The sequence below is a fragment of the Actinomyces succiniciruminis genome (genome assembly GCF_900002405.1).
Classification (GTDB): domain Bacteria; phylum Actinomycetota; class Actinomycetes; order Actinomycetales; family Actinomycetaceae; genus Actinomyces; species Actinomyces succiniciruminis.
Genome location: NZ_LK995526.1, coordinates 1 through 26505, shown reverse-complemented (window position 1 = coordinate 26505; position 26505 = coordinate 1). Strand labels below are relative to the sequence as shown.

The 26505-nt window shown below is 70.5% G+C and carries 12 protein-coding genes; all 12 read left to right on the top strand.

All coding sequences use genetic code 11. From position 1 onward, the window contains the following. Positions 1–48 precede the first annotated feature (48 nt). Positions 49–1137, top strand: coding sequence for a CpaE-like family protein (locus BN1056_RS10570; protein WP_210581055.1), 1089 nt, complete (start codon positions 49–51; stop codon positions 1135–1137). Further along, the gene (locus BN1056_RS10565; protein ID WP_210581053.1) at positions 1131–2465 is read left to right on the top strand and encodes a TadA family conjugal transfer-associated ATPase; all 1335 of its coding nucleotides are present in this window, start codon (positions 1131–1133) and stop codon (positions 2463–2465) included. The genes BN1056_RS10570 and BN1056_RS10565 overlap by 7 nt, the downstream gene beginning before the upstream one ends. Next, a complete protein-coding gene (locus tag BN1056_RS10560) occupies positions 2462–3742 on the top strand; it encodes a hypothetical protein (protein ID WP_210581051.1) in 1281 nt (426 codons plus the stop codon). Before BN1056_RS10565 ends, BN1056_RS10560 begins: the two co-directional genes overlap by 4 nt. Positions 3743–3839: 97 nt before the next feature. After that, entirely contained in the window at positions 3840–5444 is a 1605-nt protein-coding gene (locus tag BN1056_RS10555; RefSeq protein WP_210581049.1) for a DUF7059 domain-containing protein, read from the top strand. A gap of 1656 nt (positions 5445–7100) precedes the next feature. Further along, positions 7101–15398, top strand: a complete 8298-nt coding sequence (locus tag BN1056_RS10550) for a DUF5979 domain-containing protein (RefSeq protein WP_210581047.1) — start codon at positions 7101–7103, stop codon at positions 15396–15398. A 69-nt stretch (positions 15399–15467) separates the two neighbouring features. Then, positions 15468–17102: a SpaH/EbpB family LPXTG-anchored major pilin gene (locus BN1056_RS10545; protein WP_210581045.1), complete on the top strand. Its 1635-nt coding sequence runs from the start codon at positions 15468–15470 to the stop codon at positions 17100–17102. 190 nt (positions 17103–17292) lie between these two features. Then, positions 17293–18291, top strand: a complete 999-nt coding sequence (locus BN1056_RS10540; protein ID WP_210581043.1) for a class C sortase — start codon at positions 17293–17295, stop codon at positions 18289–18291. A 289-nt stretch (positions 18292–18580) separates the two neighbouring features. Beyond that, positions 18581–21334 (top strand): CshA/CshB family fibrillar adhesin-related protein, encoded by a 2754-nt coding sequence (locus BN1056_RS10535; RefSeq protein WP_210581040.1) that lies wholly within the window; start codon positions 18581–18583, stop codon positions 21332–21334. A 114-nt stretch (positions 21335–21448) separates the two neighbouring features. Further along, positions 21449–23038: a SpaH/EbpB family LPXTG-anchored major pilin gene (locus tag BN1056_RS10530; protein WP_210581037.1), complete on the top strand. Its 1590-nt coding sequence runs from the start codon at positions 21449–21451 to the stop codon at positions 23036–23038. Positions 23039–23231: 193 nt separating this feature from the next. After that, positions 23232–24263 (top strand): class C sortase, encoded by a 1032-nt coding sequence (locus BN1056_RS10525; protein WP_210581035.1) that lies wholly within the window; start codon positions 23232–23234, stop codon positions 24261–24263. Then, positions 24226–25248, top strand: coding sequence for a phosphatase PAP2 family protein (locus tag BN1056_RS10520; RefSeq protein WP_210581032.1), 1023 nt, complete (start codon positions 24226–24228; stop codon positions 25246–25248). Before BN1056_RS10525 ends, BN1056_RS10520 begins: the two co-directional genes overlap by 38 nt. Positions 25249–25305: 57 nt before the next feature. Beyond that, on the top strand, positions 25306–25821 hold the full coding sequence (locus BN1056_RS10515; RefSeq protein ID WP_210581031.1) for a PH domain-containing protein: 516 nt from the start codon (positions 25306–25308) through the stop codon (positions 25819–25821). Positions 25822–26505: the final 684 nt, after the last annotated feature.

Here is a 26505-nt window from a genome sequence, read left to right as displayed (position 1 = left end):
CGGTCGGCACAAGCCACGACCGCCCGGCATCGTTGCGCAGGAGGCCCCATGGAAACCGCCCCACTCGTCCCCAACGTGCGGGTACTCGTCGCCGGCGCCACCGATGGCGCGCACCCTGCCGCCCAACCGCCCGCAGTCCCGGAGGGCTTCCCGGCGGACATCGTGCGCGCCTGCACCGGCGCCGAACCCGTCGTCACCGCGCCCGGAGAGGATCCGCTCGGCTCCGCCCGGGCCCTGCTCGCCGAACCGGATACCTCCGCCGTCCTGCTGCTGACGCGGCAGGGGAGCCCCGAGGTGCCCACCCAACCGGGGATCGTGGTGGGCGGCCTCGAGCGCTGCTGTGCCCCCGACGGCGCCGATCACCTCATCGTCCTGCTGCTGTCCGCGCAGCACCCACCGCGGGCCCGGCTCCTGGTTGTTGTCGGCGCGCGGGGCGGACTCGGCGCCAGTACCTTCCTGCTGCACCTGGCGCGCGCCTGCCACGCGCGCGGCAGCGGCGTCGCCATGGTCGACGCCGACCCCGCCGGTGGCCTGGGCCTGCTCATGGGGGACGGCGTACTGCCCGGGCTGCGCTGGGCGGACCTGCCCGACGACGAGCCCGCCTTCCGCCCGGAGAAACTCACCACCGCCCTGCCCACCTGGCTGGGCATGCCCGTGCTGACCGGGGACGGGCGCGGCGGCCCCTATGAGCCGCAGCAGCTGCGCCCCGTCCTGGACGCCCTGCGCGCCGAGCATGACCTGGTGCTGCTCGACCTGCCCCGCGGGTGGCCGGTGCCGCAGGGCGCCACGGTCCTGCTGGTGTCCGGGCTCGACCTGCGCTCGGCCGTCGCCGCGGAGGCCCTGGCCGCGCGGTTCCAGGCGGCGATGAGCCGGGAGGCCGCCCCGGCGGGCACGGGGGCGCGGCCCGGGCTGTACACGGTGGTGCGCAAGCTCGGCGAAGACGTCAGCCCCGACGAGTTGGCGCTGATGACCCGCACCGAGATCCTCGCCGTCCTCCCGCACGAGCGCACCGTCGCCCAGCGCATTGCCCGCGGTGACGACCCCACCCGCGGCCGCGGCACCCTGCGCGCCCAGGCGCGCGCCGTCGCCGAACGACTGCTGGGCGACGTCGAAGCACCCGAGGGCGCGTCATGGTAGCCGCATCCTCACCGGTCGGCCCGGGCGTCACCCCGGCAGGAGCTCCGGGAACGGGTGCCGGGGACGCCGGCCGCGACGAGCTGACCCGGGTGCGCAGCGCCCTGGCTCACGGCGCCAGCCTCGACGCCGCCCTCGGCTCCGGGGCCGCGCCCACCACCGGCGCGGGCGGCCTGGCCCGCCTCACCCGGCACGTGCGCGCCGACGTCGCGGGCGCCGGCCCCGTCCTGCAACCGCTGCTGGAGCTGGACGGCGTCACCGACGTGCTCGTAGGCGCCGGCCGCACCTGGATCGACCGCGGCCGCGGGCTCGAACCGGTCCCCGACGCCGGCCTGCCGGAGACGCAGGCGCGGGCGCTGGCCGTGCGCATGGCGGCCGCCTGCGGGCGCCGCCTGGACGACGCCAGCCCCATCGTCGACGTCACCCTGCCCGACGGCACCCGCCTGAACGCCGTCCTGCCACCGCTGAGCGCCGACGGCACCCTCATCTGCCTGCGCACCAAACGGCGCCGCGCCTTCACCCTGCCCGAGCTGGTCGCCGCCGGCACCATCGTCCCCGGCATGGACGCCGTCCTGACCGCGCTCGTGGAATGCCGCGCCAACTGCCTGGTCACCGGCGCCACCGGCACCGGCAAGACCACCCTGCTGGCGGCCCTGCTGGGGCGAGTGCCCGGCGATGAGCGGATCGTGTGCATTGAGGAGGCCAGCGAGCTGCGCCCCGACCACCCGCACGTCATCCACCTGCAGGAGCGCGGGGAGAACGTTCAGGGTGTCGGCGCCGTCCCCATGACCACCCTGGTGCGCACCGCCCTGCGCATGCGGCCGGACCGGATCGTGCTCGGCGAGTGCCGCGGCCCCGAGGTCCGCGACGTACTGACCGCGCTCAACACCGGCCACGAGGGCGGCTGGGCCACCCTCCACGCCAACTCGCCCGCCGACGTCCCCGCCCGCCTGACCGCGCTGGGCGCCCTGGCTGGCATGGGTGAGACCGCCGTGTCCGCCCAGGCCGTCAGCGCCCTCGACGCCGTCGTCCACCTGCGCCGCCAGGCCAGACCCGGCACCACCACGCTGCGCCGGGTAGTCGCCGTCGGGGTGCTGGAGCGGGACGGGGAGCGGATGCGCTGTCGGGACGCCCTGGTGGTCGGCGCCGACGGCGCGGTGACGGCCGGGCCCGGCGTGGACCGCCTGGCCGCACGGATCGGGGATGCACCCGTCGCCGCCGCCCTGGGTGTCGACGCCGCCCGGAGCCCCGGCCAGGCCGCAATGGCGCCGGCGACCAACGCCGAGCTCCCGAGGCGCACCCGCGCGGGTAGACACAGGAGCCGAACATGAGCGGCGCGCAGGTACTGGCCGGGCTGCTGGTGGCCCTGGCCGCCGCGGTGATCCTGCTGCCCGCCCGGCGTGAGCCCCCGGCCGCGCTCGGCACCCACCACGCCGGACGCCTGGCCCGACCACCCCGGCCCGGCGCAGAGGACCTCGACCTCGGACTGGTGCTGACCGAGGTCGCCACCCTGCTGCGCGCCGGCGCGACCCCGCAGCGCGCCTGGGAGCGCACCTTCCAGCGCGCCGGCATCAGTGAGGGCACCCGCCCCGACGACGACGGCGTCCCACCCGCCCTGCGCGCCCTCGCCCGGGAGCCGCCCACGGGCTGGCTGCCCCGCCGCCGGGCGGGACGCTGGCAGTGGGAACCGCCGCTGCCGGGGCACCGCGCCCGCAACGCCCGTCGGCGTCTGACCGCCGCGGCAGTGCCCGGGGCCGTGGCCGCCTGTCGGCTGACAACGGCGCTCGGCGCCCCGCTCGCGGGTGTGCTGGAGGCCGTCGCCGGGGGAGTGGCCGACTCCGGGCACGCCGACGCCTCCCGCCGCACCGCCCTGTCCGGGCCGCGCTCCACCGCACGCCTGCTGGCCCTGTTGCCGCCGGTCGGGCTGCTGCTCGGCTCCGCGATCGGCGCCCACCCCGGGCAGATGCTCCTCGACGGCGGCTGGGGCAGTGCCCTGGGGGTGGCCGGCGTGGTCCTCATGGGCGTCGGCCACTGGCTGACCGGAAGGCTGGTCGCGGCCGCGGCTGCCGCCCCGGAGGAGGTTGACGAGGCTCTCGTCCTGGACCTGGCCGGGGCAGCGCTCGCGGCCGGCGCGTCGGTGCCGGGGACGCTGCAGGCGTTGGGGCGGGCCTTGGACGACGAGATGCTGGGCGTGGTCGGTCGGGCCCTGCTGCTGGGGGCCGACTGGGACGAGGCGTGGCGGGCCGGACACGGGGGAGTGGGCGCTGCCGCGGCCGGTTCGCAGGATGACGCCGAGGAGGGCGGCGCCGCGAACGGGCCGCACCGACGCCGGTGGTGGGGCTGGGCGGAGTCGCGGGGGCCGCGTCGCTACGGCCGGCTCGAGGCGTGCCTACGAACGGGCTGGGAGGACGGGGCCTCGCCCGCGCCGCTGCTCGCCGGCACCGCCGCCTCCCTGCGGGCCGGCCGGCAGGCCGCAGACGCGGAGGCCGCCGAGCGCCTGGCGGTCCGACTGGTGCTGCCGTTGGGCACCTGCTTCCTGCCGGCTTTCATCATCCTGGGCATCGTCCCGGTGGTGCTCAGCGTAGGCGTGGACATGCTGGCCGGATGAACCCGGGAGACGGCGGGCGGCAAGCTGCGGTGGGCACGACCGGATACGCGTGCGGCCCGCGGTGGCCGGCGCGCGGCAAAGCGGTACGGTCGCCCCTATGACCGACGCCCCCAGCCCTCCGCCTCCGCCCGTGGCCACTCCGGCCCAGGCCGCCGCCCTGCGCGCCGACCTGGAGGCGTCCGGCTGGGGCGTGGACGCCGTCGCCGAACTGCTCGGTCCCGCCGCCGACGCCGCCCTGCGTCGCGAGCAGCGCTACCCCGCCCTGCGGCGGGTGCGGGAGGTGCTGAGCGCAGGGCGCGCCGCCCGCACCGATGCCGAGCCGGGCGGTGCGGCCGACCCCGTGGCCGTGCTGACCGCCCTGTTCATGCTCGGGGAGCCGGTGTCCGCAGCGGAACTGGACGCGGCCCTGCCGCGCACCGGTGCCGCGGGCGCCCGGGCCATGGGGCTGGTCGTCGCGGTCGCGGACCGGGTGCGGGCCGCCGTCGACCTGCGCCCCCACGAGGCGCGCGACGACGCCGGCGAGGTGCGCTGGTGGGTGGCCTCCGACCTGGGGGAGCTGGTATCGCAGGGGCAGTTGGCCCCCGACCACGTCCTGGGCATTGGCGGAGCCGGCCTGACCCTGGCCGGCCTGACCCCGCGCACCCCGGTGGACACCGCCCTGGACCTCGGCTGCGGCTGCGGCATCCAGACCCTGTACCTGCTGCGACACGCAGAACACGTCGTCGCCACCGACATCTCCGCGCGGGCACTGGCCTTCACCGCCTTCAACGCGGCCCTGGCCGGCACCGACCCCGCGCGGTTGGAACTGCTGTGCGGCTCCTTCCTGGAACCGGTGGCCGGGCGCCGCTTCGACCTGGTCGCCACCAACCCGCCCTTCGTCATCACGCCGCCGGCGGTCCGCGCGGCCGGCCTGCCGCTCATGGAGTACCGCGACGCCGGCGGCCCCGTCCTGCCGATGCTCCTGCCCGCCCTCGGAGCGCACCTGACGGGCGGCGGCTTCGCCGTCATGCTCGGCAACTGGGAGCACCACGCCGGCCAGGACTGGCGGGAGCGCGTGAGCGGCTGGCTGCCGGACGGCGTCGATGCCTGGGTCATTCAACGGGAGGTGCAGGACCCGGTCGAGTACGCCACCATGTGGCTGCGCGACGGCGGCACCATTCCCGAGCGCGACCGCGCCGGCTTCGAGGCCGCCCTGGGGGCGTGGATCGACGACTTCGCCGCCCGGAAGGTGGAGGCCGTCGGCTTCGGCTACGTGGTGCTGCACCGGCCGGATGATGCAGATGCCGGGGGCCGTGCGCTCTGGCAGGTGCTGGAGGAGGTCGGCACCCGGCCGACGGGACCGCTCGGACCGCATGTGGCGGCGTCGGTGGCATCGCGCAGCCGCCTGGCCGCCATGAGCGACGCAGAGGTGGCGGCGCTGCACCCCGTCGTCGCGCCCGACGTCACCGAGGAACGCCACCTGCGTCCGGGCGACAGCGAACCCAGCGTGATCCTGCTGCGCCAGGGCGGCGGCTTCGCCCGCACCGTGCGGGCGGACACGGCGCTGGCGGCGCTGGTGGAGGTGGCCGACGGTGAGCTGAGCGTCGGACAGATCGCCACCGCCGTGGCGGCACTGACCGGCGCCGACGCCGAGGCGCTTACCGCGCGCATGGTCGCCGACGCGCGCGACCTGCTGGCCGACGGGCTGCTGCTGTGGGAGTAGGGCGGGTGCTCCGCAGATCGGGCTTGCCGACCGCGCGCCTGCGTCCTCATAATCGTGGGGAGTTGAGCGGGTGGGACCGCCCGACTCCCCGGGAAACCGGGTGTCTCTCAGTGCCTTAAGACACTGAGGAGAGCTGTCAGGGCCCAGATAAATGGCGGAGTTGTTTGGACTACGGTCCGCCAGATCTGGGCCTTTGGGCTATCGGCGCGGATGTGTGTGGTTGGGGCGTGTTGTGGTCTGCCGGCTGGTTCGTTCGGCCCGGCATTTGTGTGGGTGGTGGTGTCCGGCGTCGGGGGTCGGGGTGGCTTTGTACGACCCTGGGCGTTACTGCACGACCCTGGTGCGCTTTCCACGACCCCGGGGTGGTCGTGCAACAGGCACCAAAGTCGTGGAACGCGGCCCGAGGTCGTGCAAGGCACGAGCGGGTGAGTGATTCGGGGGCTGGCCACCGCGCTCTCGGGTGCGGCCCACAGCGCGAGCCGGTCACGTGGGGCTGCGGGCCACCAAGAGAGTCCAGCCTCCAGGGAGGCGGTGGGCCGGTACGTATCATCCCGGAGCCGCATACCGCACAACGCGGCCTGTTAGTGCGAAGCATGCTGAATCACGCCCCACCGCCAATTGAACCCGACTTTCCCGCCCACCACGTCAACGAAAAGCCCTGATCCTACACGCACGTTCACGCCGATAACTCCGGCTTGCCATCGGTGCGCATGCTGTTGTGGTCGGCGGCCCGGAGTATAGCCAGCCGGGACAAACGGGCCCGGCAGTGTTGGCGGCCGCGAGCGAAACGTTGGAATCACGCGGATGCAGGATCGCCTCTGGGGGTGTTGAGGCGCGTTTGTCCCGGATCATGACAATCACTGCCAGGGCTCCGACTGCGCGGGCCGCCCTGAAGGGGGCGGAGGGATCGCATGCTTCTCGCGTGTGACGGTTCGTCAGGTAGCAGCAACGATTCGCCATGAACCGCGACGGTTTGTGCACCTACCCCGCGAACCGTTGCGGGAAGGGATGAATCGTTGACCGTAACGCACGAACCGTCGGGCCAACGCACGAACCGTCACACACCCCACCGCGCACACCCCCGCACCAGGACGCACCCCCCGCAGTCGGGTGACCTCCACCAGGCTTACCACATCTTCAAACCGGAAGAGCCGGTTGAATCGCCTTCAGGATCGCCGACGAGTGCATGCGTGAGGAGGCGGTCCCGGAGGAAGGCGCCGTCGGCGGCCGAGCAGGCCGACGAGCGCGTGCTTCGGCAGGTGGTCCTGCCACAGGCGGACGGGGCCCGTGGTCGGCTGGGGGCCGCACCGGGTGAAGTGACTCAAGCGGCCAGAGGGCAATTGGTGCGAAGATTTCCGAACGAGGCTTCGTTTATGCCTGTTTGGGTGGCAATCGTAGTCATATCGTTGTGTATGTATGGCGGTTATGTAGATCGTGCTTGAAATGTTGCAGCAAAGACGGTCAAACGTGCGTCAGACCTCAAGGTAACGCGGTACTGTTAAAGACCCGTGAGTGGTCAATGCTGCTCGCGAGGCCGCTTTCTCTGGGAGCGGTTTCCTGGTTCCGATACGTGTGGGGAAGTCGTCAATGCATCACGCCGATTCATCGCGCCGGAAGCGCTTGCCTTCTCGGTCCAGACTGACGGCGGTCGTCACCGTGCTTGCGCTGTTCGCCAGCGCCTTCATCGGCGGCGCGGTACTGCCGATTCAGCCGACCGCTCAGGCGGCTGAAGTGGTAGTTGACCTGGGTGAGGCGACGGCAATTCAACACGACGTGACGACGAACTCCTATACCACCCCTGCGTCGGCGTATGACTCCGCGTGTGTGCGTTACTCCCCTCGGGGGGCCGGTTACAGCACTTCGGAGGTCAGTTCCTCACAGAACATCTTTGCGTCCTTCGGCTACAGCCGCGCGCAGGGAATGGTCAACTGTCCAACTGTCTACAACGACGAGGTTCAGAGTACCGTCGGACTGAAGCCTGCGGCGACGGACAGCGTCACTGCTGGCAGTCCCTTCCTGGTGGCCACCATGCGCCACAGTAACCGCCCGGTGGTGCAACTCGGTCAACTCACCCCGACGGTCGTCAATGGCACCATGGACCTCACGCTCGGCAAGGCCATCAGCTCCTCCTTCCCCTGGACGCTGACCGAGACCGCCAACACCTGCCGCTCCACCTTCGACGCCGAGGGACACTACGTCTCCGACGGCAGCGGCCAGTACGCCTATGACGCGAATGGCAACATAGGGCTCCGTTCCACGGGGACGTGGTACTGGAACGGATGGCAGTACGTTGGGAACTGGAACGGCAACTACCACTACGCCTACGACCGCAACGGTAGACTTGTCTCCCTCCCCAACGGCGACGTCGCCGTGGCCGGTGACCAAGGCGGCGCCATCTACGACAACTTCGGCCGTTCCTGCGAGGACGACATCCTCGAGGTGGCCTCCGCGACCGAATCGACCGCCTGGACCGACACCACCACCGGCATCCAGTACAAGCTGAAGCTGTGGGGCTTCGTCAACAACGGCACCAGCGGCACCTGCTCGGCGGACCTGTCCGACCAGGACAACCTGGAGGACACCTTCATCACCAAGGAGAACGCCGAGACCTACGGTTGCCTGTACGGCTCCCTGGAGCAGGTCCGCGCCGTCACCTTCGCCAAGGACGTCACCACCGACCCCTCGCTCGAAGACTCGACCACCATCCCCACCTTCGACTACGAGAACGTCTCCGCCGAAGGGTCCACGGCGCTTGCCGACTGGGGCAGCATCAGCTCCCTGACCCCCACCGACTGGGGCGAGGCCGGCACCGCGCACGACTCCAGGCGCTACGAACTGCTGGCCCCGGACGACGAGGCCGTCGTCAAGGAGAGCAACGCCAACACGGCGACCGACACCACCTCCGGCTGGCGCCTGACCGGGGTCACCTGTGTCACCGACGGCAACGGCGAGGAGCTCCTGAACCGCAGGGGTGAGGTGCTCACCGACTCCGCTGTCAACCTCTCCGAGGGCACGCTCGACCTGTCCAGCTCGGACCTGGCGGACACGGCCGAGAACACTGCTATCACCTGCACCTGGCACAACGAGTACGTCGGCCGCTCCCAGCTCACCCTCGTCAAGGAAATCGACGGGATGACCTTCCCCGCCGTCAGCGAGAAGAACTGGACCCTGACGGCCACCCCCACCCAGACCTCCGCCGAGGGCGCCGCCTTCCCCTACCGGACCATCTCCGGCCTGTCCGGCGAGGAGTCCGTCACCGGCCAGTGGACCCGCTCGGGCACCTACACCCTGTCGGAGGCCACCACCGGCAACGTTGAGGGCTTCTCCCAGCAGGGCGACTGGAGCTGCGTGAACCAGGACGGCGATGCCGTCGCCGTCACCGACTCCCAGGTCACCCTTGGTGTCGACGAGCAGGTCACCTGCACCGTCACCAACACCTTCAAGACCGGCTCCATCCAGATCAACAAGACCGTCTCGGATCCCGACGGCGGCCTGACCGATCAGAACAAGACCTACACGGGTACCTACGACTGCGGCAGCGCCAACGGCCGCGACTTCGCCGGCACCTGGTCCGCCACCACCGCCACGCCCGCCGTCATCTCCGGCCTGCCCGTGGGCGCCGAGTGCACCGTCACCGAGGACGCCCCCAGCGGCGACCTCAAGGACGACTCCTACGAGTGGACCACCCCCAGCATCGACAACCCGACGGTCCAGGTGCCCACCGCCCCGGCCGCCGGCCAGGTGAACGTCACCAACACCATCGTCCGCAACACCGGCACCATCGACGTCAACAAGGTCGTCGAGCCGGCCGACGAGACCGCCGCGGGCGGCTGGACCGGCGGAGCGGACCGCACCTTCGAGGTCTCCTACACCTGCGACGGCGACGGCGGCTCCGGCACGCTGGACGTCTCCACCGGAACCCCCGCGACGCTCACCGTCCCCGCGGGCACCACCTGCTCCTTCACCGAGACCGCCCCCGAGACCGCGGACGGCGACTTCAAGGACTCCTCCTACGAGTGGACCGGCGCGGGCAGCTTCGATAAGCCCAGCGTCACCGTCGGCAAGGACACCTCCGAGACCATCACCGTCACCAACACCTACAAGCGCGTGCTGGTGGACCTGAACGTCGCCAAGCAGGTCGACGGCGAGGGCTACAACGGCGGCGACGCCACCTTCGCCATCGACTACGACTGCGGAGCTGACTACGCCGGCACCGTCAACGTCGCCAATGGCGCCTCCACGACCGTGCAGGTACCCCGCGGCGCCCTGTGCACCGTCTCCGAGCCCGCCTCCTCCCTGAACGAGGACCTGCTCGCCGACGCCTACGACTGGGGCACCCCCAGCTACGAGGGCCTCGACGCCGCCGAGGGCACCATGGTCAGCGCGGCCGACGGCGGCAAGACCGTCACCGTCGTCAACCCCACCGAGGCCGCCTGGGGCAAGGTGGCTGTCACCAAGAACGTCAGCCCCGACGCCGGCCCCGTGACCGCCGGCACCACCTTCCCCGTCACCGTCACCTGTGACGCGCCCGCCCAGGGCGAGACGGAGAACTACACCGGCGCCTTCGACCTGGCGGCCACCGGCTCGGAAGCCACCGCCACCACCCCGTACATCGCCGCCGGCGCCAACTGCACCGTCAGCGAGACCGCGCCCACCGGCTCCACAGGCCTGACCGACGCCTCCTACAAGTGGACCGCCGGCCCCGAAGACCAGAGCGTCACCGTCCAGGGCGACCACACCGAGCAGGTCACCGTCACCAACACCTGGCAGCGCGACTACGGCGACTTCACCATCACCAAGCAGCTGACCGACCTGGACGGGCAGGGCGCCGACAACACCTACACCGGTACCTGGACCTGCAGCCACCCCGGCGACGACGACGCCACCGGCACCTGGTCGGTGACCGGCTCCGGCGCCGCCACGCTGAGCGTCACCTCCGGTCCCGCCACCGCGGGCGGCACCAGCGCCGCCGTGCTGCTCGGCTCCACCTGCACGGTCACCGAGGAAGACCCCGGCGCGCCCAACGCCGCCGACTCCTCCTACGTGTTCTCCACCGCCGGCACCACCTCCGGCCCGGTCACCATCGACCCGGACACCCGCACCGGCAACGTGGACGTCACCAACGTCGTCGCCCGCACCACCGGCGGGCTGACCATCACCAAGAGCGTGGAGGGCGCCGAGGCCGGCACCGGCTTCGCCGACACCGACTTCACCTTCACCTACACCTGCACCCCGCTCAGCGGCGAGGCCATCACCGGCACCGCCACCGTGCGCGCCGGCCAGGTCACGGAGCCCATCACCGGCATCCCGGAGGGCTCATCCTGCACGGTCACCGAGAGCACGGACGCCCTGCCCGCCGCCATCGACCCCTACCGCTGGGACGCCGACGGCACCTCCATGACAGCCACCCCGTCGACCGGGGCGAGCGTGTCCGCGGACGGCGGGAGCATCTCCTTCACCATGCCCGGCGGGGACGAGCCGGGTGTGGCCGTGGCCGCCACCAACACCATGAGTGAGCGTTACGGCTCCATTCAGGTCACCAAGACCGTGGCTGACAACAACAAGGCGAACGGCTTCACCGGCGCCGGGGAGAAGCTCTTCCCCATCACCGTCACCTGCGACGGCGCCCAGGCCTACTCCGGGACCCTCGCCGACGGCGAGACCGTCACGGTCGGCGACATCCCGCTCGGCCAGACCTGCACGGTCACCGAGGGCACCATCAGCGGCGGCCTGGCCGACGGCTCCTACGCCTGGGGCGAGCCCACCATCACCGACCCGGTTCGGATCACCAGCGAGGACGCCTCCTCCGGCACCGTCACCGTCACCAACACCATTGAGCGCGTGCGCGCCGACGTGAACCTGAACAAGGTGCTCTCCGGCGAACTGGCCACCCAGTTCGGCGCCGACAACACCTACTCCGGCGCCTTCACCTGCACCCACGACGGCGACGCCGACGTGACCGGCACCTGGAGCGTGGACGGCGCCGGCAACGCCGCCATCACCTACGACGACGGCGAGGCCCCCTACGTCGACTCCACCTGCACGCCCACCGAGGACCTGGACGCCTCCGGCGCCCCGGACACCGACCCCTCCTTCTCCTGGGGCGAGCCCAGCTACGACGCCGCCACCGTGACGGCGGACGGCACCGCCGCGATGACCGTCACCAACACCGTGAACCGGGACATGGGCTCCCTGACCGCCGCGAAGACGGTCATCGGGGAGACGGACGGCCTCAAGGACGGCCAGACCTTCACCTTGAACGCCACCTGCACCGCCCCCGGTGTGGACGGCGAGCTCACCGCCACCGCCACCGTCGCGGACGGCGAGAGCGGCGTCGCCTTCGACCGGGAGATCCCGGCCGGCTGGACCTGCGCCATCAGCGAGACCAGCCCCACCCAGGACCAGCTCAAGGACTCCTCCTACGCCTGGGAGATGGCCACCGTCTTCCCCGACGAGGTCACCATCACCAAGGATGAGACCGTGGCGGTGTCCGCCACCAACACGATCCGCCGTGTCACCTCCGACCTGAGCCTGACCAAGGCCTACGGGGACGGGCTGTCCGAGGGCGTCGTCGTCGACGAGTCCTTCTCCGGCGACATCGCCTGCCACTACGACGACGGCCAGGGCATCACCCAGGACTGGAGCCTGACCTGGACGGCCGACGGCGCCGGCGCGGCCACCATCGACGGCCTGCCCACCGGCGGCCTGCCGCTGGGCACCGTCTGCACCGCCGCCGAGGACGCCCCCACTCAGGACCAGTTGAAGGACATCTCCTACCGCTGGGCCGAGCCGACCGTCTCCGACCCGGTCACCATCGGCGCGGACGCCGCCGCCAACACGCTCACCGTCACCAACGACGCCGAGCGCGCCGCCCAGCCGCTCACCATCACCAAGGCCTACACCGGCATCGACGGCGCCCTGAACGACGGCGCCACCGTGCGCGGCGGCTGGTCCTGCACCCAGGCGGACGGCAGCGAGGTCGGCGGACGCTGGGAGCTGCCCGCCTCCGGCGGCTCCACCACCGTCAGTGAGGGCGCCGCCGGCGCCACCATCTACGCCGGCGCCGACTGCACCCTCACCGAGGACACGCCCATCGACACCTCCGGGCTGACGGACGTCTCCTACACGTGGAACAACCCCGCCTACGACGTCGCCGCCGACGGGCAGACCTTCACCGACGGCAACACGCTGACGGGTATCGCCCAGGACTCCGACCCGGTGCTGCGGGTCACCAACTCCACCCAGCGCATCTACGGCGCCCTGGCCATCAACAAGCTCGTGAACGGGCTCGACGGCGTCACCGCCGCCGAATCCAACACCTACGCCGGCACCTGGGCCTGCACCGCCCCTGACGGCACCGGCAACGAGGGCACCTGGCGAGTCACCGGCGCCGGCGCCGCCACCCTGACCGGCGACTACACGCAGATCCTGGTCGGCTCCGACTGCACGGTCACCGAGACCGGCCGTCCGACCGCCCCGGTCAGTGGCGACCCGTCCTACCAGTGGACGGACCCGGAGCTCGACGGCGACTACGGCACCGTCACCCAGGCGCAGACCATCGCCCGGGACGCCACCTCCACCGCCGAAGTCACCAACGCCGCCGACGAGCGCACCCTGGCCACCGGCTTCACCGTCAACAAGGCCATCTCCGGGGCCACCGACGGCGCCACCGGCGAGAGCTACACGGTGGACTACACCTGCACCGCCGGGCAGGACACCTTCACCGGCACGCTCACCCTGCCCGCCGACGGCACCGCCGTCGCCGTGGCGGACGTGCCCGTGGGCGCCACCTGCACCCTGACCGAGGCGGCGCCCGGGGACGACGCCCTCGCCGCGCCCGCGGACGGTTCCTTCACATGGACCGACCCCATGACCTACGAGGTCGAGGGCGCCGACGCCGACACCTCCACCCCCGGAGCGGTCACCTTCACCCTGCCCGCACAGGCCGACGCCGCCGTGACCGCCACGGTCACCAACGACGTCGCCCCGCACGCCGGCGTGAACAAGACCTTCACGGGCACCAGCAAGCACCTGGACGCCGACGGCAACTGGACCGGCGAGACCTGGGACGTCACCTACGAGGTGACCGTCACCAACCCCTCGCAGGTGCAGGACCTCACCTACGACCTGGTGGACACCCCGACCGTGCCCGAGGGCACCACGCTGAACTCCATCACCGTCACCGGCGGCGCCCTGGCAGACGCGCTCACGCAGGCCTCCGGGCCCGTGACCGTGGTCGACGGCGCAACCCTGCCGGCCGGCGCCACCCACACCTACACCGTGGTGCTGAACGTGACCGCGCCCGACACCGGAATCCCCGGCGTCGGCGACGGCGAGTGCAGCGCGCAGGCCGCCACCGACGGCACCGCCATCCACAACACCGCCGCCGTCACCTCCGGCGAGGTCACGGACACCGCCGAGGACTGCGGCGACGTCCCGACCAACCCGAAGTTCTCGGTGCGCAAGGACGGCGTCGACGTGGTCCGCAACGGGGACACCTACACCGCGACCTACACGGTGACCGTGGAGAACACCTCCCGCGCCGCCAGCCAGATCATCGCCGACGTCACCGACACCCCCGCCCTGCCGGAGACCGCCAAGATCACCGGCGTCGCCGTCCTCGAGAACGGTGAGGCGGCTACGGATGCCGAGATTCCCGGCATCACCGACGGCGTGCTGGACGGGCCCATCACCCTGGCCCGGGCCGACTCCGGTCCCGTGCTGGCCGGCGGCACCGCCGGGGAGGACGGCACCGTCACCGGCGGCGGCACGCGCGTGATCACCGTCCAGGTGAGCTTCACCGTCGACTCCGCCGCGGACTTCGAGGACACCGACTACCAGTGCGGGCACGAGCGCGCCGACGGCGCCCCCTCCGGTCTGGTCAACACCACCGCCATGGTGGGCGATACCGACGGCGATGAGAACAACACCGCCTGCCTGGACCTCACGCCCCGGCTTACCGTGTCCAAGTCCGTCGCCACCACCGGCGTGGGAACCAGCTCCAGCTTCGACGTCGCCTACACCATCACGGTGACCAACGAGGGCGAGCTGGCCCAGTCCACCGGGCTGCTGCGCGACAAGCCCGACTTCGCTCCCGGCCTGGACATCGACCAGGTGACCGTCACCGCCCCCGGCGGGGACCCGGTGGCCGCCGCGGCCGACGCCGAGGGCTACTACACCCTCACCGCCGGCGACGTGATCGCCCCCGGACAGAGCGCCCAGTACACGATCACCTTCACGGTGACCGTCGACCCGGGCAACACCGACTACTCGGAGGAGCTGCTGGAGTGCTCCGTCGAGGCGGACGGCACCCGCACCCCCGGCCACGGCCTGTTCAACGAGGTCTACCCGACCGACGGGCGCGACGCCTCCGGCCGCAGCGACAACACCGCCTGCGAGCCGGTCACCCCGGACGCCGGCAAGCGCATCATCACGCTGCGCAAGACCGGCACCCAGGTGCAGGCGGACGGCACCACCAACCTGCCCGGCGCCGAGTTCGACATCTACGACGTCGACCCGGCCACGGACGGCGCCGCCCCGATTGAGAACGGCGTGAGCGTGGATCCGGTGGACGGCTCCCTGTTCACCTCCGCGGGCCTGCCCATCAACCACGACTACTGGGTGGTTGAGACCAAGGCGCCCGCCGGGCACAGCCTGCTGCCGCGGCCCATCCAGTTCCACCTGGGTGTGGACGCCGACGGCAACACCACCATCACGCTCGCCGAAACCAACCTGACGGCGGACACCATCGCGGTGATCCCCGCCGTCACCGACGCCGACGGCAACGTCGTCACCGCCATCGGCATCAACATCCACGACGTCGAAACCGGCACGCTGCCCCTCTCGGGCGGACGCGGCATCGGCGTGTACGTGGCCTGGGCCGGGCTGCTGCTCACCGCGGCACTGGTCCTGACCATCACCCAGACTTCCCGCCGCCGGGGCCGTAGGGCCTGAGCGACCGGGAACAGCCAGGGGCCAACCGGGCAGCCGGGTAACCCACAACCCCATCAACGAGGAGAACAGATGTCATCCCTCACCAGGCGCCGTTGCGCCGGCCTCGCCGCGGCGGTGGCCCTTGCAATCGGTGGTGCGGTCGCGGCGCCCGTCGCCACGGCTGCCCCAGTCCCCGCGATCCTTGCGGCCGCGGAGGCCACCGACGCGGACGTCGCTCTGATCGACGCCGCCGCCACGCCGGACCTGACCATCCACAAGCTCGCCCAGACCGACTCCAACGGCACCACCGCCGGCGACGGTCTGGTAGACCCGAGCGCCACCGGCGACCCGGTCTCCGACGTCACCTTCACCATCACCAAGCTGGACTTCGACCTGACCACCCAGGCCGGCTGGCAGGCGCTGGCGGACCTGGACGGTGACGTTTCCGCGGCCCGCAGCCACACCACCGGCACCACCTACACCGCGGTGACCGGCGAGAATGGCCTGGCCGTATTCAACGACGTGGAGCTGGGCGCCTACATCGTCTCCGAGACGAAGACCCCCGCCAACGTCACCCCGGCCGAGGACTTCATCGTCACCCTGCCGATGACCAACGCGGACACCCAGGCCTCCTGGAACTACGACGTTCACGTCTACCCGAAGAACGCGATCGTGGACGCCAGCAAGGAGGTCAGCGACTCCTCCGCCCCGTCGGTCGGCGACACGCTGACCTACACGATCAAGGCGGACGTGCCCAAGCTTGACGTCGAAGGCGGCGCCACGATCAAGAACTACCAGATCGTCGACCCGCTCGACTCCCGCCTGTCCTACTCCAACGCCACCGTGTCCATGATCGGCACCGGCGCCGTGTCCCTCACCGAGGGCACCGACTACAACGTCGTGACCGCCACCGGTGAGGACGGCAAGACCTACGTCACCGTCACCTTCACCGAGGCCGGCCGTGACAAGATCGCGCGGGCCCGCGTCGCCGGCGACTCCACCACCCAGGTGCAGGTGGTCATCAACGCCGTCGTCGAGGAGATCGGCACCGGCGAGGGCGCCATCAGCAACGAGGCCTCCCTCATCCCCAACGACTCCCAGACCACCTGGGACCCCGAGAACCCGACCCCGGACGTTCCCGGAACGCCCACCGAGGAGGTCAAGTCCTACTACGGCAAGGTGACCATCACCAAGACCGGTACCGACGGCAAGGACGCCTCCACCTATGCGGGCGCCGAGTTCCAGGTCTACCAGTGCAACCCGACCGGTGCCTCCCAGGGGCAGACCGTTGACCGCGACGCCGCCAACATCACCGGCGACGCCCTGACCGCCAACCAGGTCACGAACGGCACCACCACCGCCGACACCGCGAAGTTCACCACCGGCGACGACGGCACCGTCACCATCGACGCCCTCCAGACGAACGACTTCATCAACAACGCCGACGTCACCAACCCCGGCTGGTACTGCCTGGTGGAGACCAAGGCCCCCGAGGGCTACGAGCTCCAGAGCGACCCCATCGCCTTCCAAGTGCTCAAGTCCCAGGTTGAGGCCTCCCCCTACACCATCGGCTTCACGGTCACCGACGTGCCCTCCAATGCCGGCTTCCGCCTGCCGCTGACCGGTGCCAACGGCATCCTGTTCCTCACCATCGCCGGCATCCTGCTGGTCGGCGGTGCGGTCCTCCTCGCGGTGCACAACAAGCGCCGCAGCGCCGAGGACTGACAACCACAGGGCTGGGGCGGCATGATGGCCGCCCCACCCGGTGACACGACGGCGTGCGCCGGCCGGATACTCCGGACGCGCACGCCGTCGTCGTCACCGGTACCGCCCCAGGCGCTCTACCGTGGTGCCACCGGCACCGTCCGCGCGCAGCCACACTCATATCCGCCACGAGCCACACAGAAGGAAGCCAATGGGCCAGACTCCGTCAATCGCCGACGTCCTGGATGAACCCGGTCGCGACCTGGGTGACGCTTCCGCGGACAGGCCCGCGCAGCCCGATGATGCGCACGGCGGCGCCGAGCCCCCCAAGCCACCGAGTGAGAAGTCCGGCGGAAGACCCAGCCGGAGCAGCCGCCTGCTGGGCGTGCTGCCCTTCATCCTCGCCCTGGCCGGAGCGCTCGTACTGGCCTACCCGGTGCTGGCCACCCAGCACAACAACGCCCGCCAGCAGGAGATCGCCGACCAGTACCAGGCGCAGATGGACGCCGTCAGCCCCGACGTGCTCGCCGCCGAGCTCGCCAGTGCCGACGAGTACAACCAGGAGCTCGCCTCCTCCCCGATCCTCGACCCCTGGCTGGACCAGCAGCGCCCCGACACCCCCCAGTACCAGGCCTACCTGGCCGAGCTGGATCTGGACGAGGTCATGGCTCGGATCGTCATCCCCAAGATCCATGTGGACCTGCCGGTCTACCACGGCACCGAGGCCGAGACTCTCTCCCGGGGCGTCGGCCACCTGTTCGGCACCGCCCTGCCCGTGGGCGGGACCTCCACCCACTCCGTTCTGACGGGCCACACCGGCCTGGGGTCGGCCACGCTCTTCGACGACCTGACCGAGCTGGAGGAGGGCGACGTCTTCTACATCACCGCCGCCGGTCGCACCCTCAAATACGAGGTCAACGACATCCGCGTGGTCCTGCCCACCGAGACGGAGTCGCTGAACAAGGTGCCGGGAGAGGACCTGGTCACCCTGATCACCTGCACCCCCTACGGCGTCAACACCCACCGCCTGCTGGTGACCGGGACGCGCGTGGCCATGGACCCGGTGCAGGCCCAGGCGGAGCAGGCGGCGGCCACTCCTGCGCCCATGCGTCCGTGGATGCTGTGGCTGATCGGCGCCGTGGTCGTGATCCTGAGCGTGCTCACCGTCGCAGCCGGACGGCGGGTGGCGCGTCGGGTGCGCCGCTCCTGACCGGCACATTTCCCCGGGGAAATAGGCCTTATCGCGGCTTAAGCGGACTCGATAAGGTCACCGTGGTAACCGACTTGCTACGACACTGGCACGGGTGTGCCACAGGTTTAGCACAGCTCGGTTCGGCGGGTAGAAGGGCGGGAATCCGTCGGTATCTTCGTCTCGGGCATCCCCCAGATGGCTAGTGGCTATCCCCCACATGGCTAGTGACCATCCTCCGGATGACCTAGGTGAAGCCTTTAAGTACCGAGAGCGGCGCCCCGGCCGCGCATACCCATGGAGTCGTGTAGTGCTTGTCCAGTCCGCCGCCACCCGCTTGCGCAAGGTGTCGCGTCGAGCTGCCGCAATCCTCGCCTGTACCGCGCTGGCCGTGGCGGGCGCGCTCGTCGTCTCGCCCATCCCCGCTGAGGCGGCAGGAACCGTCGCGGAGGGCTTCGCCACCGGCGGCGCGGGCCGCTTCAAGAACGACATCCAGTGGATCCAGTGGGGTACCAAGAACCAATTCCTGCTCACTGCCGGCGTTGCCGGGTCTCAGACGGTAACCAACACCCGCGACCTCGGCGAGGGCGGCACCCTCGTCACCACTTGCACCATCTCCAACCTGCAGAAGCAGCGCAGTGAGGGCGGGAACTACGCCGATTACGGCTACGACGAGAACAATGCCTACGTGCGCTCCGGGCTCAAGGCCTACGCGCCCGGTGACTGGGCGGGAGACGTTCTCGATGACCTGTACAACGTGGGCGGCACCGGCTACTGGACGACCGGGCGGGTAGGTACCTTCCCGCGCGATTACGCCAACAACAACCAGATGGTCATTGGTCTGCGCAACACCATGGACCACGCCCGGCTGTCCTTCAACTTCTCCTGCACCGCCACGCTGAACGGCGCGGAGGTCCCGCTTCAGGGGCTCGTATTCGCCGACGCCGAGGCATCATCCACTTCATCGGGGGTTGGAGAGGCCAACCAGGCCGAGTGGATTCAGGCGGCCCCCAGTTCCAATGCCTCCAATGTCACCTGGTACGCCCTGGACCGCTCCCGCAGCGGCTGCACCACCGACGTGCTCATTTCGGCTCAGAGTCAGACGAACTGGTGGAACGGGCAGACCAGCAACTTCATGCGCATGAGCCCCAACGGGCAGGAGTGCGCGTACAACAACGGTGGGACTCACAACAACCCGAGTAGCGGCAATGGCCCCGGGACGGTCATGTTCATGAAGGGCGCCACCTCCGCGGGCGTGGAGATCCAGGGCCGCGGTTACACCGCCGTCGCCCTGGGTGTGGTCGTCGAGACCGACTTCGGCGACGCGCCGGAGTCCTACGGCACCGCCGGCGCCCTCTTCCAGCCCAGCTGGACCACCGGCACCGCTCTCAGCAACACCGGCTGGCAGGGACAGAGCGTGTGGGGCATGACCCTGGCCGACATCACCAACGAGCCGCCCTCCACCGTGCACCTGGGGACCCGCATCGACTCCGAGACCTACCAGCAGCACTCCGCCGGCGCGGACGGCGATGACAGCAACGGTGTCAATGACGATGAGGACGCTCTGGACGGCAACTCCTCCATACAGCAGGGCGCCATGCTGCCGATAGACGTCCTCAATGGGGACACGAGCACCTACACCATCACCGGCGTCGGCTGCGGCGGCGACGGCAAGATCCATGGCTGGATCGACTGGAACGGTGACGGCAGGTTCCAAGACAACGAGGGCTCCAATACCCAGGCCTGCCCCGCCTCCGGCCGCGTCAACCTGACCTTCAACGTGCCCCAGGCGCCCGTCGACACCAACCTCGTCAACCAGACCGTCACCTACCTGCGGCTGCGCGCCTCCACGGCCACCGCCGAGAGCAAGCCCACCGGCGTCACCGTCGGCGGCGAGGTCGAGGACTACCTGCTGAACCTGCCCGCCCAGCTGCGGCTGGTCAAGGAGGTCAACAACAACTACGGGGGCACCGCCGCCGCCGCCGACTGGGACCTGACGGCCACCTCGGGCCAGACCACGCTGACCTACGCCACCGGCCAGACCCGCTACGTCGGCGCCGGCAGCTACGCGCTCGCCGAGGCCGGCAAGACCGACGCCGCCAACGCCGGCTATGAGCTGGAGTCGTTGGCCTGCACGCAGGGCGCTGTCGGAACCAACCCCACCACCGTCGTCGCCGGAGTCAGCAAGAACAACCCGAACGTCACCACCGCCAACGCCACCCTGACGGTGTGCACCTTCACCAACGCCGACCAACCCGGTTCCATCACCTGGCACAAGGTCGACGACACCGGCCAGGACCTCGCGGGCACCGAGTGGACCCTGACCGGCCCGGGCGTCCCCGACGGGACCACCGTCACCGACTGCACCGGCGGCTGCTCCAGCCGGCCCTTCACGGACCAGGACGCGGCTGCGGCACACTTCCAGCTGACCGACCTGGCCTGGGGCACCTACACCCTCACCGAGTCCAAGGTGCCCACCGGTTACCAGCTCGATGAACAGGCTCACGAGTTCACCATCGGCCCCGACGCCGAGGGCGGCCTCGACGCCGACTACGGCGACGTGGTCAACGAGCGCCTGACCGGATCGGTCACCTGGCAGAAGACCGACGCCGACAACGGCAAGGCCCTGTCCGGCTCCGAGTGGCAGCTCACCCTGCCCGGCGTCGGTGAGCCCGTCACGATCACCGACTGCGTCGCCGACAGCGCCGAGGCCTGCGCCGAGCAGGCCGGGGACGCCGATTACTACGACTCCGACCCCGCCGCGGGCACCCTGAAGGTCACCGGCCTGGCCTGGAACGAGGACGCCGACTACACCCTGGTCGAGTCCAAGCCGCCCGCCGGCTACGTGCTCGACACCACCAGCCACACCTTCCGGATCCTGCCCGACCAGCTCGAATACAGCTTCGCGGCGGCATTCACCAACGAGAAGACCGAGGTTCCCACCCTGCCGCTCACCGGTGGTATTGGGGCCGACACCTTCCTCATCGGCGGGGGCGCCCTGGCAGCCCTGGCCTTCGCCACTGGACTCGTGAGGAGGCGCCGCGCGCACCACGTCCAGAGCTGAGCCCCGTGCCGGCGCAGCAACCGCACGGGCGGTGGCCGGCCTCAACCCCAGAGATTTGTTTCAACCCCTCATACGCGTCGCCGTCGGCGGCGCACATGAAAGGAATCCCAACCCATGAGCACCAGCACGCGCACGCTGGCGAGCCGGGTCGCCGCCGGAGCCGGGGCCCTCGCCCTGACCCTGGCCGGGCTGGGCGGCATCGCCGCCACGGCTGCTGCCGACATCTCCGTCGGCAACATCGACCCCGACGCCACGGGAACGCTGAACATTCACAAGCTCGAGAGCGGCTCGATGGAGGACGGCCCCGGCACGCCCAACGACGCCACTGACAAGACCGGTAAGGGCGTGGCCGACGTCGTCTTCACCGCCTACGAGATCACCAACCTGGACCTGACCACCCAGGCGGCCTGGAACGGTCTGGGCGACCTGGTGATCCCGGGCAATGCCTGTGGTAGCGACTACGCCACCCCGGCGCTGACGCTGCCCAGCGGCGACGCCGCCACCTTCGGCACCGGCACCGCCTCCGCCCCGACGACTGAGAACGGCAACACCACCATCTCCGGCCTGTCCGTGGCCGCCTACCTGGTCTGCGAGACCAGCGCCCCTGCGACCGTCGCTACCAAGGCCGCGCCCTTCCTGGTGACGATCCCCTTCCCGAACAACGAGGCCAACAACGCCTCCACGCAGGACGGCTCGTGGCTGTACACCGTTGACGTGTACCCCAAGAACACCGTCGTGCTGGCCCCCACCAAGGGGATTGAGGTCACGGCCAACGGTCTGCAGACCGCCGCGCAGCTCGAGTTCCCGGTCACCGTGACCGTGCCGAGCATCGCCGAGGACGACGAGTTCACCTACTTCTACGTCACCGACCCGCTCAACGCCGCTCTGACCGACGGCAAGGTGGCCTCCGTGATGCTGGACGACGAGACCGTGGACTCCAGCTACTACACGGTCACCGAGGGGCAGGACCTCAAGGTTGAGTTCAACGCCGATGGCTTTGCCTTCCTCAAGGGCAAGGCCGACTCCAAGCTGGTGATCACCTTCACCGCGACCGCCAACTCGGTGACCGAGTCCGGCAACATCCCCAACACCGCGCACCTGTTCGTGGACACCAAGAACAGCGACAACCCGCCGGACAACCCGCCGGACAACCCGACCAACCCGGTCGTCTCCAACTGGGGCAACGCCGTGATCACCAAGGCCGACGCCGACAACGGCAAGACCCTGGCCGGCGCCTCGTTCCAGGTCTACAACTCCTCCGACCCCTTCGCCGCCAGCTGCGACAAGGGCACCGCTACCGGCAACCCGGTCGCGATCGGTGGCGTGGACACCTTCACCTCCGACGCCAACGGTCAGATCAACCTGGCCGGCCTGTTCGTGGACTCCCTCGTCGGCGAGGCCGGCCAGACCGAGGACCAGATCTCCCCGGAGCACAGCACCCGCTGCTACGTGCTGGTTGAGACCGCCGCCCCCGCCGGCTACACGCTGCCCACCGGTGACGCCGCCAACACGGCCCTGAAGATCACCGCCGGCACCACCACGGCCGACAACATCACCATCGACAACACCAAGCAGAACGTGCCGAACCTGCCGCTCACCGGTGCCAACGGCCAGCTGCTGATGATGCTGATCGGTGCCGCGCTCGTCCTGCTCGCCGCCGGTTCGGTCCTCGTGGCCCGCAACCGTCAGCGCGCCCAGGGCTGACGCGGACAGGAACCAGCACTAGCCGGTTCCGCTCCTAGCAACCCTCCACGGTTGTAAACGTGTGGCGGGCAGGCCCACCCGGGTCTGCCCGCCACACGCATGCCGACCTCCGGCCGGAGCGCCAAGGCGCCCCCGAGCCCTGGTACACAGGACCCCTACCCCAATCAGCCACCGAGCCACTCGAGGAGACCCCATGAGTCGACGCGCACGACGCCGCCCGCCCGCCGCGCCCGACGAGCATGCTGGGCCCGACGCCCGGCGCTGGCGGCTGCAGCCCCTGACCCTGCTGCCCGCCGTCCTGGCGATCGCCGGCATGCTGCTGTTCGCTTACCCGACCGTCGCCGCCTGGGTCACCCAGTACAACCAGTCCAAGATCATCACCACCTACGCCTCCGACGTCGACTCCGCCGACCCGGACGCCGCCACCCAGCTCGCCCAGGCGCATGCTTACAACGACGCCCTTTCCGTCGGCGCGGTGCTGGAGGCCAACACCAACGTCCCCACCGGCGTCGGCGAGGGCGGGGACGACACCCTCGACTACGACTCGATCCTGGACGCCAACGGTGCCGGGCTCATGGCCCGGCTGCGCATCCCCGCCATCAACCTGGACCTGCCCGTCTATCACGGCACCAGCGATGAGACCCTGCTGGCCGGGCTGGGGCACCTCGAGGGCACCTCCCTGCCCGTGGGCGGAGAGGGCACCCGCGCGGTGATCACCGGTCACCGCGGTCTGGCGGATGCCCGCATGTTCACCGACCTGAACCAGGTGGAGGTCGGTGACACCTTCGTCATCGAGGTGTTCGGGGAAGTACTCACCTATCGGGTGTTCGACACCAAGGTCGTCGAGCCCGACGAAACCGAGGCGCTGCGCGCCGAGCAGGGGCGCGACCTGGTCACCCTGGTCACCTGCACACCACTGGGCATCAACACCCACCGCATCCTGGTCACCGGGGAACGGGTCTACCCCACCCCGCAGGCGGACCTGGACGCCGCCGGCAATCCCCCCACGGTGCCATCGTTCCCCTGGTGGGCGGTGGGCCTGGCGGCCGGCTTCATCCTGGTGGGTCTGTACGTGTGGCGCTCCGGCTACCCGCCCCGCAAGCGCGGCACGCACACCCGCACCGCCACGCCGGCCGCGACGCCGGACTCCGACTCCACCCAGCCGCAGGTCGTATCATCCGGGCCCAATGACGTCTCGCAACAATTCCCTGACGCAACCTCCTGACCCCGGGTGGCGCGCACAGCGGCGCTCGCGCCTGCTGGCGGGCGTGCTCGCCGTCGTCTGTATGGTCGGCGTGGCGCTCACCTGGTGGCTGCTGGTGGTGCACCTGACCGGGCAGGCCATGGAGCAGGCGGCTCTGGACGGCTCCCGCATCGGCGCCCACTTCGTGTCCGACCACGCACGCAACCTGCTGCACGTGGTGTCCCTGCCGGCCGCAATCGGCCTGGTACTCGTGGTGCTGGTCGGCGCCCGGTGGCGCGGCAGCCGCCGGCGGGCCCTGTGGGCTGCGGGCGCAGTCGTCGCCATCAACATCTCCACCCAGGTGCTGAAGTACCTGATCCTGTGGCGTCCGGACTACGGGCTGTTCCGGAAATTCGGCGGCATGAATACCCTGCCCTCGGGGCATACCGCGGTGGCCGCATCCGCTGCCGTCGCCCTCATCCTGGTCACCGGACCGCGGTGGCGCGGGGTCGCTGCCTGGGCGGGAGCGGCGCTGGCCGCCGCCATGGGCTACTCCACGCTGGTGTGCCAGTGGCATCGTCCCGGCGACGTTATCGCCGCCCTGCTGCTGGCCACCTCCTGGGGCGCAGTGGCGATCGCCTGCGGCGCCTGGGCGGATGAGGCAGGGCCCGCCGACTCCGAGCCCACCGGTGCAGCGCCTGCGACGCCGTCGACTCCCGCCGCGGCGGGGGGCGGTGTCGCAGCGGGCGAGCTGCCGCCGGCGCGCTTGTCGTCCGCCGCCGTGCTGGGCGGGCTCGGGATTCTCGCGGGCGCGGCGGCCCTGATGCTGGAGGTGCTCACCTGGCGGGGCGTCGTCGACGCCGGTGGAGCCGGTGCGGTCGCCGCCGCGCAGCTCAGCCGCACCGCCGTCTTCATCGCCTATGCGGCCGGCGCCGTCGGCACGGTTGCGGTGGCCGGCATGGGCATGGCGGCGCTGGCCCTGCTCACACCGCGCGGCGTCGGCCAGGCGGGGCGAGCTGCCCGCTAATGAGCCGGCGATGCCGGCAATGCGGCGCGAGCTCCGGCCGGGTGGCACACTGGGGGTATGGCTCTACCCCAGAAGCTGCTCAGCAAGGACGAGATCGTCGTGCGCCATATGCGCACCCACCCCAAGATCCTGCTGTGGCGCTCCCTCGTGGTGATCGCGCTACTGGCCGTAGGCGTGGTCGCCTCCATTCTGTTCCCGGATGCCAACTGGCGCACCGGCGCCGTCATCGCCGTGTGGGTGTTGGTCGTCATTGCGGCCATGCCGGCCTTCGTGGTGCCCTGGCTGCGCTGGATGACCACGACGTACACGGTCACCTCCAAGCGCGTGATCACCCGCTCCGGCATCATCAACAAGACCGGCCACGACCTGCCGCTGTCACGCATTTCCGACGTCCAGCAGGAGCGGACCATCACCGACCGTATGTTCGGCTGCGGCAGCCTCTCCCTGCAGACCAGCGCGGATGAGCCCCTGGTGCTGGTCGATGTGCCCGACGTGGAGATGGTGCAGGTGGAGATCTCCAACCTGCTCTTACACGACGTCGAGGGCGCCGTCAACGCCGACCCCGACGACTGAGCGGTCGCCGACCTTTCGACGCGCAGCGCCGGTGGGGCGGCTGAGCTGCGCCGAGTTCTGCCGCGGCGGTACAGGTCTTGCTTTTGCGAGCGTGACCCGGGCCCCGTCCGGCGCACCGCAGCTCGTACACGAGTTCCCCGCAAGGACATGAGTTTTGGAGGTTTGCGGGTGCGGGGCACGTGCAAAGCTCTAAAACTCGTGTTCCTGACGCGAACGCGTGTTCGTGGCTAATCGTCGCCCAGAACGCATGAACCGTTAGCGCACCTGACGAATCGTTGTTCTGCCTGATGAGCCGTCGGCGCGCAGGTCGCCACGAGCGTGGACCACGCGGGAAACGCGCCTCATCGCGAGGAGGGTCTCTGGGACTGCAAGGGCTGGGCCGGACGATCCAGCTAGAGAACCGAGGCGCGCCGGTCTAAAGCACCTCATCCACGCCGATAGCCCCGGGGTGGCAGTGGCGCTCACCCCGCCCCTATGTACTGCACGACCTCGGGCCGCGTTCCACGACCTTGGTGTGTGTTGTACGACCACCCCGGGGTCGTGCAATGCGCACGAGGGTCGTGCAGTGTCACCCAGGGTCGTGCAAAACACCGGCCCGAACGTCGCCGGGCTAAACACGAGCTCTCGGCGTGAACGCGGTGTGTGATGTCTCAGGACATCGGTGACAGTTCTGCCTCAGGACAT